Consider the following 12,017-nt stretch of genomic DNA (forward strand, 5'->3'; position numbering starts at 1 on the left):
CAACCGGTCATTGAAGCCAGATCGGCCGCAAAGAGAAAGGGCCGCGGATCGCTCCGCGGCCCTTCGCCTGTACGCGCTTCCGATCAGCGATCAGAAGACGCGTGCATATTGTTCGTTGCCGACGAAGCCGAGCTTGCCGACGCCGCTGCGCTTGACGACGGCCATCACGCGGTCGACGACGATATAGCGCGCATAGGGGTCGGGCTGCACCTGCAGTTCGGGTTCGACCGGCAGCGCCTTGGTCTGTTCCAGAAACTGCGAGAGCTGCGCCAGATCGACCGGCGTGCCGTTCCACGCGATCGTCCCCGCGGGGTCGATCGTGATCTTGTTCTTTTCCGGGTCGACGTTGTTCTTCGCGTCGGTCGGAACCGGCAGGTCGATCTTCACCGCGTGCGTCTGCACCGGGATGGTGATGATGAACATGATGAGGAGCACGAGCATGACGTCGATCAGCGGCGTCGTGTTCATTTCCATCATCGGTTCGTTGTCGTCCCGATCCCCAACAGCCATAGACATAGGTCTATTCCTTCATAACTGACCGGACCGCCTCAGAGACGGCCCAGCGTGCCCGAACCAGGAGCCGGTTCGGAAATGAACCCGATCTTCTGGAAGCCGGCATATTGCATCGTGTAGATCACGCCGCCGATGCACTGGTACGGCGTGTTGATGTCGCCGCGGATGTGCACTTCGGGGAAGTTTTCTTCGGTGATATTCTGCGGACCGCCGATGTCCTCGAGAAGCTGTTCGAGCTTCTTCTGGCCCCGGTCGAGCAATTCGCGCGAATCGACCGGGGTCTGGCCCCAATAGACTTCGCAAGCCGAGCTGTCGGCATTGGGTTCGCCGTCGCCATCGGTATCGGCAGAGCGGACCGAGAGAAGCACGTTTTCGGGCTTCGTCGTCGTCGGTTCGAAAACCACGTCGGGCAGCTTGAGGTTCACCGTCTCCAAAACCACGGGAACCGTGATGAGGAAGATGATGAGCAACACAAGCATGATGTCCACGAGTGGCGTCGTGTTGATGTCGGACATCGGGGCATCTTCGCCCTTTGCGCCTGAACTCATCGCCATAGGATTAGCATCCTGTCACAAAATTACTGTCATGGACCGGGACGGCGCACGCATCGCGCCCCGCCCCGTCCAGTGCGGCCCCCCGTGTATCGCCTTCGCGCGACATCCCGGGGCTCCGCAGACCCTTAGGCCTTCTTCGGCGCCGCGGCCGGAGCAGCAGCCTTCGCCGGAGCGATCGTCGCCGGCTTCACCTGGCCGCCCGACATGATCGAGCCGAGAACGTCGTTCGAGAAGGTCGACAGACGGCGGGCGATCGCCTTGTTGCGGCTCTGCAGCCAGTTGAATGCGAGCACCGCGGGAACCGCCACGATCAGACCGATGGCGGTCATGATGAGCGCTTCACCGACCGGACCGGCAACGGTGTCGATCGACGCCTGACCCGACGCGCCGATCTTAACCAGCGCGCGGAGAATACCGATAACGGTACCGAACAGGCCGACGAACGGCGCGGTCGAACCGACGGTCGCGAGGAAGGCGAGGCCGCCGTTGAGCTTCGAGTTGATGTGGTTCTGCGAACGTTCGAGCGTGCCGTGCATCCAGTCGTGGGCTTCGACGGGGTCGGTCAGCTTGTTGTGCTCTTCGTTGGCGCGCAGACCGTCTTCGACGACCTGGCGATAGGCGCTGTTCTTTTCGAGCTTTGCCGCACCGTCGGCGAGCGTCGGGGCGCGCCAGAAGTTCGCGTCGACCGCCTTGCCCTGGTTGATCACCTTATTCTGTTCGAACAGCTTGGTGAACAGGATGTAGAGCGTGCCGACGAACATGATCAGCAGGACAAGGAAGGTGACCTGCGACACGATGCCGCCTTCGCAGAGCGCGGGGACGAGGCCGTAGGGGTTGGTGCCTTCTTCCTTCACGCACATCGACGCGGGCATCAGGCTGAAGCCGGCGTCGTGGGCGGCTGCCGGTGCCGCGGCGGCGGCATTTGCAATCAGGTTAAACATTTCGGATATTCCCTCTCAAAATACGATAAAGATCAAAATTTCCAAGGCGTTCGGTCAAGCGATCCCGATCGGGATCACTTCGGAATCACCCATTTGATGCGGCTCGAAAAGCTGCCCCCCGAAGGGTTGCCGGCGCGATCCTTCGCGGGATCGAAGCGCGCGCGGCGCATCACCAGCTTGCAGGTTTCCGCATCGAGATCGGCATGGCCGCTCGACGACGTGATGTCGCAGCCCGTGGGCTTGCCGCTCGCGTCATAGCTGACGCGGAAACCCGTCGTGCCTTCGCGTTCCTCACGCATCGCGCGGGCCGGATAGTCGTCGTTGGTCGCCCAGCGCGCCGGGTTGCCCTTCGGTCGGCCGGGAGCGCTGAGGTCGGGCGACGGCGGGGGGGCCGGCGGCGCCGCGATGGGCGGAATCGGAAGCGGCGGACGCGGCGGTGCCTCGGGAACCGACTGGATCGTGTTCGAGGTCACCGGCGGCGGGATCGGCGACGGGGGCGTCACCACCGGCGGCGGCGGCGGCAGCTTGTTGTCCGGCGGCGGCGGCGGAGGGGGTTCCTCCGGCGGCGGCGGTTCCTCGACGTCCACGACGTCCAGTTTCTCGGCAAGCTTCTTGACGATGCTGATGTTCAGACCGTTGACCAGGCCATAGCCCAGCACCGCCGTCAGCAAACCCACCAAGACAATTGCCACTACCCTGTTTTTAGGGTCGACATTATCACCATAAGCCATTCAGGGACGACGCTCCTTGCTAGATCATCCTGACACCAAAATCCCCACCGACGGGTTCGGTTGCCAAATGCCCGGATGATTTCCGATGCGTTCCACAGACCCGGCGGCGTAGCAGCCGGCTTATTATGCTCTTGCCGGACACTTCGCCGCACGTCCTATCGCGGTGGCGGCACATTCGCAAACCCTTTATCAGCGGTTAATGTCCGCTTCCCCATAAAGGGTATTTGGCGCCGCTCCGGCGCTTGTTACTATAGAAGGTGGTTCGATCATGCGCGCGCGTCTGCCGGCTCTGGCCCTGGGTATTCTGGCCGCAAGTAGCTGTTTTTACAGCGCTTCGGCGATGCAGGCTCCGACACCGGTGGCAACTCCCTCCCCCTATAGCTATGCCGACATTGCCGATCTGGCGACGATCGCGCCGATCGCGATCCACGGGCGAATCTACAAGACCGCGGTGCTGAAGCCCGAGCAGGCGCCCGGCCTGAAAGCCGGTCGGGCGCGACTTTATGTCGAGGCCGACGTGATCAGCCTGATTCGCGGATCGGGGCCGCTCGCGGCACGGGTGAACTATCTGGTCGACCTGCCGCTCGACGCGAAGGGCAAGGCACCGAAGCTCAAGAAGAAGCAGCCGGTGCTGATCTTCGCGCGTCCGGTCGCGGGCAGTGCGCCGGGGACACGCGATACCGGAAGCATCCGGCTGGTCGCCCCCGACGCGCAACTTCCCTGGGACGCGGCGACCGAGGCGACGCTGCGGGCGATTCTGACCGAGGCGGTCAAGCCCGGCGCGCCGCCCGCGATCACCGGCATTGCCAACGGCTTCCACGTCCCCGGCACCCTGCCCGGCGAGGGCGAGACGCAGCTGTTCCTCGATACGAAGACCGGCGAGCCGGTATCGCTGACGATCCTGACCGCCGCCGATGGCTCGCGGCGTTGGGCGGCGGCGTTCGGCGAGATCGTCGACGGATCGGCGGCGGTGCCGCCGCGCGACACGCTGGCCTGGTACCGCCTTGCCTGCGGCCTGCCACGCCAGCTGCCGCTCGCAAAGCTTGCCGGAACAGCCCCCGAGGATCGCAAGAAGGCGGCGTCGGACTATGCCGTGGTACTCGGCGCCCTCGGCGAATGCACGCGAACGCGCGCGCCGCTGACGGGAAGCTGAACTTTTCCTTCCGCTTACCGAAGCCGCGTCAGGCTTGTGTCCGGCCGAAAAGCCGATAGGGCGCTCGCGAGGGCGGGCCATCGCGCACGCCACCTGCAAAGGAGTGCCCGAATGTCGCCGTCCCCCGTCCCTGCCGTGCCCCGTCCGCCCTTGCGCGTCGCGCTGGCGGGAATCGGCGTCGTCGGCGGCGGCGTCGTCAAGCTGCTTGAGGCGAATCGTGAGCTCATCGCGCGCCGCGCGGGCCGGCCGGTCGAAATCGTCGCGGTGTCGGCGCGCGACCGGCACAAGGATCGCGGCGTCGACCTGTCGCGCTATCGCTGGGAAGACGATATGGACGCGCTCGTCGCGGCGGACGACGTCGATGTCGTCGTCGAGATGATCGGCGGCGGCGACGGCCCGGCGCTGACGATCGCGCGGCACGCGCTTGGCGCGGGCAAGGCGCTCGTCACCGCGAACAAGGCGATGATCGCGCATCACGGGCTCGACCTCGCGCGGCTCGCCGAAGCGAAGGACACGCCGCTGAAATATGAGGCTGCGGTCGCGGGCGGGATTCCCGTGATCAAGGCGATCCGCGAGGGCGCGTCGGCGAACCAGATCGCGCGCGTCTATGGCATCCTCAACGGCACCTGCAATTATATCCTCACGCAAATGGAGCGCAGCGGCGCGAGCTTCGCCGAGGCGCTCGCGGGCGCGCAGGCCGAGGGCTATGCCGAAGCCGACCCGACCTTCGACGTCGACGGGATCGACGCCGCGCACAAGCTGTCGATCCTCGCCGCGCTCTGCTTCGGGACGCGGCTCGACATCGGCGCGGTGACCGCAAGCGGCATCCGCAATCTGATCGCCGCCGACATTCGCGAGGCCGAGGCGCTGGGCCACCGCGTTCGCCTGATCGGCATGGCCGAACGCGACGCGAATGGGCTTTATCAGCATGTTCAGCCGTGCCTCGTTCCCGCCGACCATCCGCTCGCCTATGTCCCCGGCGCGCTGAACGCGGTGGTCGCCGAGGGCAATTTCGTCGGCCGCCTGTTCTTCGAGGGCGCGGGCGCGGGCGCGGGGCCGACCGCGTCGGCGATCGTCGCCGACATCATCGATATCGCGCGCGACGAATATGGCCCGGCCTTCGCCATGCCCGTCGACGCGCTCGACGCCGCGCCCGTCGCCGATGCCGGCGCGCGCGTCGGCAAACATTATGTCCGCCTGATCGTCGAGGACCGGATCGGCGTCCTCGCCGAGATCGCGACCGCGATGCGCGATGCGGGCGTATCGATCGAAAGCTTCATCCAGCGCGGCACCGACGACGACGACGGCGTCGTGATCGCGATCGTCACGCACGAGGGACCGGCAAGCGCGATCCACGCCGCGCTGAAGATCCTCGCGGCGTCGGACCATGTCATCGGCACGCCGATGCATATGCCGATCCTCGCGCTCTAGTTCTCGGGTTCCTCGGGCGGGGGCACGCCCGCATCGGGGTCGGTCGCGCGCTTCGCCATCTCGTAGAGCGCATTATATTCCGGCCCCGGTTTGGCGCCGCCGGCGATCGGCATCCAGTTATAGGGCAGTTGGTCCCAGATCGTCGGATTGATGTAGGGCGCGTCGGGTATCGCCGTCTTCGTCGACTTGCCCACCCCGGCGATCGCGCGCAGTTCGGGCGACAGGCGATGGCGCTCGGTGTCGCTGCCGCATACCGTGATCGTCCCGTCGTCGGCGGGCTTGCAGCGCTTGACCGGGTCGGTCAGCTCCCGGCTCTTTTCGACCGCAGCATCGGCGGCGGACCTTGCGGGCTTCGGGGCCGGCGGGCCGATCAATTGCGCCGAAACGGGAGATACCGTCATCGCGATGACGCAGAATGGCGCAAAAGCGGCACCGAATCGGGCGAAGCATCCTCGACAAGCGGCGCGGGCAACCATATGGCGCGCACCATGCCGAAGGGGCGGGACAAGTAAAGACGGAGAGTGAAGGCGATGACGAACAGCGGCGGCAGCAACCTCGACCGGGTGCTCGTGCTCGAAATGGTGCGCGTCACCGAAGCCGCGGCGATCGCCGCCGCGAAGCTGATCGGACGCGGCGACGAAAAGGCCGCCGATGCCGCCGCCGTCGAGGCGATGCGCAACGCGTTCAATACGCTCTATATGGACGGGACCATCGTGATCGGCGAGGGCGAACGCGATGAGGCGCCGATGCTCTATATCGGCGAGAAGGTCGGTAGTGCCCCGGGCAAGGGTCCGAAGATCGATATCGCGGTCGACCCGCTGGAAGGCACGACGATCACCGCCAAGGCCGGCCCGAACGCGCTGGCGGTGCTCGCGATCGCCGAGGAGGGCTGCCTGCTCAACGCCCCCGACGTCTATATGGACAAGCTCGCGGTCGGCCCCGGCTATTCGCCAAACATCGTCAATTTCGACAACAGCGTGCGCGAGAATGTCGAGGCGGTCGCGCGCGAAAAGGGCTGCGCCCCCGCCGACATCATCGTCTGCGTCCTCGACCGCCCGCGCCACGAGGCGATCATCGCCGAGCTGCGCCGCATCGGATGCGGCGTCGCGCTGATTCCCGATGGCGACGTCGCCGGCGTGATCGCGACGACGAACCCCGAAACCAACATCGACATCTATATGGGATCGGGCGGCGCGCCCGAAGGCGTGCTGGCATCGGCGGCGCTGCGCTGCGTCGGCGGCCAGTTCAAGGGCCGCCTGCTGTTCCGCAACGATGACGAGCGGCTGCGCGCGAAGAAATGGGGCATCGAGGATCTCGACCGCGTCTACGATCTCGAGGATCTGGCCAAGGGCGATGTGATCTTCGCCGCGACCGGCGTCACCGACGGATCCTTGCTGTCGGGAGTCAAGCATCGCCGCGGCGGCATCCTGACCACCGAGACCGTCGTGATGCGCGCCTCGTCGGGCACGGTGCGCTGGGTGAAGGGCGAACATCGCGTGGCTTGAAGTTAACGAAGGCTGTGCCATCGTCTGCGCCGCAAAGGGGGTAGGTAGCGGTTATGGGAGAAGCAGGACGTCCGCAGCTGTTCGTCAGCCATCATTCGAGCAAATATGAGGTCGCGCTGCACGTCGAACGCGCGCTTTCGCGCCACGGCGTCGAATGCTGGATCGCACCGCGCGACGTCGGCCCCGGCGAGGCGTTCGATACTGCGATCATGAAGGCGATCCGCGATTCGTCGGGCGTGCTGCTGCTGTTCTGCAGCCAATCGGACAAGAGCCCGCATGTGAAGCGCGAGCTGATCCTGGCCGACAGCGCGCATAAGGCGATCATCCCGCTGCGGCTCGAAGAAATCGTCCCCGACGACCTCGCCTATCACCTTGCCAGCGCGCAGTGGATCGACTGGCTGGAAAAGCGCGACGATTCGATCGCGCGGATCGCGGTCAAGGCGCAGCAGCTCGCCGGCGTTCCGCCGGTCAGGGAGGGCGCGCCGGTGATTCCCGGGGGCGCTTCGGCGGTAGCCGCCGACAATCTGCACGCGGCCATCCTGTCGCAGGCCGCCGAGACGCCGCCGCCCGCGCCCGCAAGCGTTTCGGTGCGCACGCTGGTGATGGCGGGGCTGGGCGTCGCGGTCGTGGTGCTCGCCGCGATGCTGTTTCTGCGCGGCGGCGAGGCGCCCAAAACCGAGGTGGCGGCCTCGACCGAAGCACCGGTCGCGACAATGTCGCCCCCCGCCGCAGCGACCCCCGCGCCCGGCACCGGCGATACGCCCGTTTCATCGCCGGTCGCAGCGCCGTCGCAATATGCCGCCACGCCTGCAACGCCGCAGGCGGCCGACGCCTCGGCCCCGGTGCGTTCGCGCATCCCGCCGACCTTCAACTGCAACCGGGCGATCACCAACAGCGAGCGACGGATCTGCGCGAGCGATGAGCTGGCGGCGCTCGACCGCGAAATGGCCGAAGCCTATCGCGCGCTGAACCAGATCGCGATCAACCGTCGCGCGCTGCTCACCGCCGAACAGAGCGCGTGGCGCGTGTCGGTGCGCGACGCCTGCCCCGACGATGCGTGCGTGGCGCGCGTGATGCGCCAGCGGATCGCGGTGCTGGTCGAACGGCGGCTGGAAATTGCCGAGAAGCGGGCCGAAAGGCCGGCCACCGCTTACTGATACTCGACCGTCACCGGGATGCGCCCGCGATAGTCGCCGTCGGCGGAGCCCGTCACCTGCAACCGGCCGCCGAAGCGGAACTGCAACCGCCCGTCGATGCCGAGCCGCGGCGCGGCGCCAAGATCGGTGGCGAGGCCGACGACCCGCGCGGTCGCGCCGGTCCCGCTTTCGAGATCGACCGTTGCGGGCAGGAAAACGCGCACCTCCGCGCCGGGCTCGCCGCGCACGGTAACCACCCCGGTCAGCGCGAAGCCGCCGAGGTCGCGGACGTCGCCGCTGACCCGGCGAACGCCGGTGACCGGGTCGATCGCGACCTCGCCGCCGCCGCTTCCCGCCGCGATGCGGCCCATGTCGAGCTGGGTTTCGACCTCAACGTGCAGCGGCGTCTGACCGCTCCGACTCGCCGACGTCTTCGCGCTTTCGCTCGCGCCGCACAGCAGGCATTGCGCCGACGCCCCCGAGGGCGTGGCGGCGAGCAGCGCAAGACCGAGAAATAGGCGCAGTTCCACGCCCTCCGACATAAGGCACTCGTGGTTAATCTGCGGTAAAGCCGCCCGCGCGCTAACCGCTGGCGGTGCCTTTCAATTCGGTCTAACCAGCGCCATGAGCAGCCCCCAGCTCCCCCCCCTCCCCCGCCTCAACGCGCTCGCGACGGCGGTGCCGACCCACGATATCCACCAGGCTTTCATCGACTGGGCGACCCCGCGCCTGACCGACGAGCGCGTGCGCGCGCTGTTCGCGCGCATGGCGGCACGGTCGGGGATCGCGCATCGCTGGTCGGTGCTGCCGCCGACCGCGGATGGCGGGTCGCCGGTCGCACCGGGCGGCTTTTATGACGTGCCCGGCCTGCCCCCGACCTCGGCGCGCATGACCGCCTATGCCGCGCACGCGCCCGAGCTGGCGTTGCAGGCGATCGCAAAGCTCGGCGATGCCTTCGACCCGAGGCGGATCACGCATATCGTCGTTGCGAGTTGCACCGGCTTCGTCGCGCCGGGGATCGACCAGATTCTCGCCCGCCGCCTCGGCCTGCGGCCGACGGTCGAGCGCGTGCTGATCGGCTTCATGGGCTGCTATGCCGGGGTCACCGCGCTGCGGAGTGCGCGCCATATCGTGCGATCGGAACCCGGCGCGGTGGTGCTGGTGGTCAGCGTCGAGCTGTCGACGCTCCATCTGAGCCTTGCCGAAGCGCCCGAGCCCTTGCTCGCGATGCTCCAGTTCAGCGACGGCGCCGCAGCGGGAATCGTGTCGGCCGATACGCGGGGACTCGCGCTTGGCGCGGGGGTCAGCCTCGCGCTCGACGACAGCGCCGACCTCATCCGCTGGGACATCGGCGACCGCGGGTTCGAAATGCATTTGTCGGGCGAAGTCCCCGGCCGCCTGCGCGAAGCACTCGCCGCGCCCGCCGTGCGCGGGCAATTGTTCGATGGCGATCCGCCCGAACTGCTCGCGGTCCACGCCGGTGGCCGCTCGGTGCTCGACGCGGTCGAACATGCGCTCGGCGTCGATCCGCCCACGCTCGCCGACAGCCGCTCGGTGCTCGCGCGCTTCGGCAATATGTCCTCGGCGACGATATTGTTCGTGCTCGCCGAGATGATGGCGCGCGGTGCGGAGGGGCAGGGGATCGCGATCGCCTTCGGCCCCGGCCTCGCTGCCGAGGCGATCCGGTTCGACGCTGGCCGGTTCGACGCTGGCGGAATCGGGGCATGAACCCGTTCGCCAGCCTCGCAAGGCCGATCGCGCGCGAGGAGGAGATGGACGCCGCCGAGCTGCCGCCCGCGCGCTATGCGAGGGTGCTCGCCGACCTGTCGCGCATCAACGCGCTGACGCTGGCGCCGCGCCCGACGCTGGGCTTCCTCGATCGCGTCCGCGCGCGCGGGGTCGGGACAAAGCCCTGGCGCATCCTCGATGTCGGCTTCGGCGCCGGGGACATGCTGTCGCGGATCGCGCATTGGGCCGATTCGCGCGGGATCGCGGTGGAGCTCGCCGGGGTCGATCTCAATCCGAAGAGCGCGCCCGTTGCCGACGCGCGGCTCGGCGGCCGCGCGCGGCTGATCACCGGCGATTACCGCGATCTGGCAGGGCAGGGGTGGGACATCATCCTCTCCAGCCTCGTCACCCACCATATGACCGCCGGGCAGCGGCGCGACTTCCTGCGCTTCATGGAGAAGGAAAGCGCGCGCGGCTGGCTGGTCAACGACCTCCACCGTCAGCGCCTGCCCTTCATCGGCTTTCCGCTGCTCGCGGTGCTGGCGCTCGCCGACCCGATCGTGCGGCGCGATGGCCAGTTGTCGGTCGGGCGCAGCTTCCGCCGCGCCGAATGGAAGGCGATCCTGGCGGACGCGCTGCCCGGGACGGCAGCCGAATGCCGGATCTTCCGCAGCTTTCCCTATCGCCTCTGCGTCGAGCATATTCGGTGAGCGACGCGGTCGTCGTCGGCGCCGGGCCCGCCGGATCCGCGTCGGCGATCGGACTGGCGCGGGCGGGGGCAAGGGTGCTGCTGCTCGAGCGCACGCGCGAAACGGGCGATGCGCTGTGCGGTGGCTTCCTGAGCTGGCGGACGCTGGCGCGGCTCGAGGCGCTCGGGATCGACCGCGCGCGGCTCGGCGGGCAGGCGGTGCGCCGCGTCCGGCTGTTCGCGGGGCAGCGGAGGAGCGAGACGGCGCTGCCTGCCGAGGCGATGGGCGTTTCGCGCCTGCGGCTCGACGGCGCGTTGCAGGCGGCGGCGGGCGCGGCAGGGGCGGGGCTCGAACGCGGGGTCCATGCGTCCGCAATCGAGGGTGACAGCGTGCAGACGCGCGACGGCGCGACACTCGCGGCGCCCGCGATCTTCCTCGCCGCGGGCAAGCATGGCTTTCGCGGCTTTCCGCGCGAGCCCGCCGCATGGCAGCGCGGCGATCCGGTGCTGGGGCTGCGGCTGCGGCTGCCCGCGCATCCGGCGCTCGACCGGCTCGTCGGCGATGCCGTCGAACTCCACCTCTTCGATCGCGGCTATGCCGGGCTGGTGCGGCAGGAGGACGGGAGCGGCAACCTCTGCCTCGCCGTCCACAAATCGCGACTCGATGAGGCGGGCGGCGAGCCGGTCGCGTTGCTCGGCGCGCTCGGCGACCAGTTTCCCTTCCTCGGCGAGCGGCTCGCCGCGGCCGACTGGACGCGCGGCGTCGATGCGATCGGCCATGTCCCCTATGGCTGGCGCACCGCCGACACCGCGCCCGGCCTGTTCCGGCTCGGCGATCAGGCCGGGGTCATCCCCAGTCTGGCGGGCGAGGGCATGGGAATCGCGCTGGCGAGCGCCGACGCGGCCGTGGCGGCGTGGCGTGACGGTGGCGCCGGCGCTGCGCCTGCCTTCCAGCGCCGGTTCGCGCAGCGCATGGCGCGGCCGCTGGGGCTGGCGAATCTGGTCTGGCGGGCGGGCGAAAGCCCGGTCACCGCCGGGATACTGACCACCGCGGCGTCACTTTTCCCGCCGCTGGTGCGAATGGTGTCGGAGGCGACGCGAATTCGCGGCGGCTGACCGGCCGGCCCTTGCGGGGCGCGCGCATTCACCCGATATTGGGCACAACCGGCGGCGGCGCTTCAAGCCCGCCGCACCCCGGAAAGGAGATTTCCGCATGACCGACAAGACACTCGACCCGATGGCGCACCACGTGCTGCGCGAAGGCGGCACCGAACGCGCGTTCACGGGCAAATACACCGACCACAAGGGCGACGGCGTCTATCGCTGCGCCGGGTGCGGCGCGCCGCTGTTCGACAGCCGCGCCAAATATGACAGCGGGTCGGGCTGGCCGAGCTACACCGCCCCGGCGGGCGATGCCGCGGTGACCGAGCATCACGACATGAGCCACGGCATGATCCGCACCGAAGTGCGCTGCGCCAAGTGCGAAGGCCACCTCGGCCATGTCTTCCCCGACGGCCCCGGCCCCGAGGGGCTGCGCTATTGCATCAACAGCGCGGCGCTTGACTTCGCGGACCGCGGGCAGGATGACGCTGACACCGGCAAAGGTTGACCGATCCGCCGGCACTGACGCATCAGGG

The 12,017-nt window shown here is 68.2% G+C and carries 14 protein-coding genes; 8 read left to right on the forward strand and 6 right to left on the reverse strand.

The genetic code is table 11. From position 1 onward, the window contains the following. Positions 1-90 precede the first annotated feature (90 nt). The 4 genes from QOL79_RS18730 to QOL79_RS18745 all read right to left on the reverse strand — a co-directional run bounded on the left by QOL79_RS18730 (position 91) and on the right by QOL79_RS18745 (position 2,739). A complete protein-coding gene (locus tag QOL79_RS18730; RefSeq protein WP_058455924.1) occupies positions 91-516 on the reverse strand; it encodes an ExbD/TolR family protein in 426 nt (141 codons plus the stop codon). 32 nt (positions 517-548) lie between these two features. Continuing rightward, positions 549-1,067 (reverse strand): ExbD/TolR family protein, encoded by a 519-nt coding sequence (locus QOL79_RS18735; RefSeq protein ID WP_058455923.1) that lies wholly within the window; start codon positions 1,065-1,067, stop codon positions 549-551. A gap of 125 nt (positions 1,068-1,192) precedes the next feature. Then, the gene (locus tag QOL79_RS18740; protein WP_197410132.1) at positions 1,193-2,008 is read right to left on the reverse strand and encodes a MotA/TolQ/ExbB proton channel family protein; all 816 of its coding nucleotides are present in this window, start codon (positions 2,006-2,008) and stop codon (positions 1,193-1,195) included. 74 nt (positions 2,009-2,082) lie between these two features. Next, positions 2,083-2,739, reverse strand: a complete 657-nt coding sequence (locus QOL79_RS18745) for an energy transducer TonB (protein ID WP_058455922.1) — start codon at positions 2,737-2,739, stop codon at positions 2,083-2,085. A 358-nt stretch (positions 2,740-3,097) separates the two neighbouring features. On the opposite strand from QOL79_RS18745, the gene QOL79_RS18750 reads away from it, so the two are divergent. Together QOL79_RS18750 and QOL79_RS18755 are read left to right on the forward strand one after the other, a co-directional pair. Further along, positions 3,098-3,892: a hypothetical protein gene (locus QOL79_RS18750; protein WP_231729025.1), complete on the forward strand. Its 795-nt coding sequence runs from the start codon at positions 3,098-3,100 to the stop codon at positions 3,890-3,892. Positions 3,893-4,003: 111 nt separating this feature from the next. Continuing rightward, complete coding sequence (locus tag QOL79_RS18755) at positions 4,004-5,323, forward strand: homoserine dehydrogenase (RefSeq protein ID WP_283420368.1); 1,320 nt, start codon at positions 4,004-4,006, stop codon at positions 5,321-5,323. Here the strand turns inward: QOL79_RS18755 and QOL79_RS18760 are convergent. Continuing rightward, a complete protein-coding gene (locus QOL79_RS18760) occupies positions 5,320-5,724 on the reverse strand; it encodes a hypothetical protein (RefSeq protein WP_283420369.1) in 405 nt (134 codons plus the stop codon). The two genes, QOL79_RS18755 and QOL79_RS18760, sit on opposite strands and share 4 nt — an antisense overlap. Positions 5,725-5,853: 129 nt before the next feature. On the opposite strand from QOL79_RS18760, the gene glpX reads away from it, so the two are divergent. Further along, positions 5,854-6,828 (forward strand): class II fructose-bisphosphatase, encoded by a 975-nt coding sequence (glpX, locus tag QOL79_RS18765; RefSeq protein ID WP_058456031.1) that lies wholly within the window; start codon positions 5,854-5,856, stop codon positions 6,826-6,828. A 53-nt stretch (positions 6,829-6,881) separates the two neighbouring features. Beyond that, positions 6,882-7,985: a TIR domain-containing protein gene (locus QOL79_RS18770; protein WP_283420370.1), complete on the forward strand. Its 1,104-nt coding sequence runs from the start codon at positions 6,882-6,884 to the stop codon at positions 7,983-7,985. Here the strand turns inward: QOL79_RS18770 and QOL79_RS18775 are convergent. After that, entirely contained in the window at positions 7,979-8,506 is a 528-nt protein-coding gene (locus QOL79_RS18775) for a DUF4402 domain-containing protein (RefSeq protein WP_283420371.1), read from the reverse strand. The two genes, QOL79_RS18770 and QOL79_RS18775, sit on opposite strands and share 7 nt — an antisense overlap. A gap of 82 nt (positions 8,507-8,588) precedes the next feature. On the opposite strand from QOL79_RS18775, the gene QOL79_RS18780 reads away from it, so the two are divergent. From QOL79_RS18780 to msrB, 4 genes are all read left to right on the forward strand, one after another. Next, positions 8,589-9,692, forward strand: coding sequence for a type III polyketide synthase (locus QOL79_RS18780; RefSeq protein WP_283420372.1), 1,104 nt, complete (start codon positions 8,589-8,591; stop codon positions 9,690-9,692). Beyond that, complete coding sequence (locus tag QOL79_RS18785; protein WP_283420373.1) at positions 9,689-10,402, forward strand: methyltransferase domain-containing protein; 714 nt, start codon at positions 9,689-9,691, stop codon at positions 10,400-10,402. The genes QOL79_RS18780 and QOL79_RS18785 overlap by 4 nt, the downstream gene beginning before the upstream one ends. Beyond that, a complete protein-coding gene (locus QOL79_RS18790; RefSeq protein ID WP_283420374.1) occupies positions 10,399-11,496 on the forward strand; it encodes an NAD(P)/FAD-dependent oxidoreductase in 1,098 nt (365 codons plus the stop codon). Before QOL79_RS18785 ends, QOL79_RS18790 begins: the two co-directional genes overlap by 4 nt. Before the next feature lie 97 nt (positions 11,497-11,593). Then, complete coding sequence (gene msrB / locus QOL79_RS18795) at positions 11,594-11,989, forward strand: peptide-methionine (R)-S-oxide reductase MsrB (protein WP_282950223.1); 396 nt, start codon at positions 11,594-11,596, stop codon at positions 11,987-11,989. Positions 11,990-12,017: the final 28 nt, after the last annotated feature.

The organism is Sphingopyxis sp. Geo48 (assembly GCF_949769155.1).
Classification (GTDB): Bacteria; Pseudomonadota; Alphaproteobacteria; order Sphingomonadales; family Sphingomonadaceae; genus Sphingopyxis.

What these genes read in the sequence shown, in the direction of transcription:
- QOL79_RS18745 (WP_058455922.1), bottom strand. Translation starts at nt 2,739, where the DNA reads ATGGCTTATGGTGATAATGTCGACCCTAAAAACAGGGTAGTGGCAATT.
- QOL79_RS18770 (WP_283420370.1), top strand. Translation starts at nt 6,882, where the DNA reads ATGGGAGAAGCAGGACGTCCGCAGCTGTTCGTCAGCCATCATTCGAGC.
- QOL79_RS18730 (WP_058455924.1), bottom strand. Translation starts at nt 516, where the DNA reads ATGTCTATGGCTGTTGGGGATCGGGACGACAACGAACCGATGATGGAA.
- glpX (WP_058456031.1), top strand. Translation starts at nt 5,854, where the DNA reads ATGACGAACAGCGGCGGCAGCAACCTCGACCGGGTGCTCGTGCTCGAA.
- msrB (WP_282950223.1), top strand. Translation starts at nt 11,594, where the DNA reads ATGACCGACAAGACACTCGACCCGATGGCGCACCACGTGCTGCGCGAA.
- QOL79_RS18775 (WP_283420371.1), bottom strand. Translation starts at nt 8,506, where the DNA reads ATGTCGGAGGGCGTGGAACTGCGCCTATTTCTCGGTCTTGCGCTGCTC.
- QOL79_RS18780 (WP_283420372.1), top strand. Translation starts at nt 8,589, where the DNA reads ATGAGCAGCCCCCAGCTCCCCCCCCTCCCCCGCCTCAACGCGCTCGCG.
- QOL79_RS18735 (WP_058455923.1), bottom strand. Translation starts at nt 1,067, where the DNA reads ATGGCGATGAGTTCAGGCGCAAAGGGCGAAGATGCCCCGATGTCCGAC.
- QOL79_RS18740 (WP_197410132.1), bottom strand. Translation starts at nt 2,008, where the DNA reads ATGTTTAACCTGATTGCAAATGCCGCCGCCGCGGCACCGGCAGCCGCC.
- QOL79_RS18755 (WP_283420368.1), top strand. Translation starts at nt 4,004, where the DNA reads ATGTCGCCGTCCCCCGTCCCTGCCGTGCCCCGTCCGCCCTTGCGCGTC.
- QOL79_RS18760 (WP_283420369.1), bottom strand. Translation starts at nt 5,724, where the DNA reads ATGACGGTATCTCCCGTTTCGGCGCAATTGATCGGCCCGCCGGCCCCG.
- QOL79_RS18785 (WP_283420373.1), top strand. Translation starts at nt 9,689, where the DNA reads ATGAACCCGTTCGCCAGCCTCGCAAGGCCGATCGCGCGCGAGGAGGAG.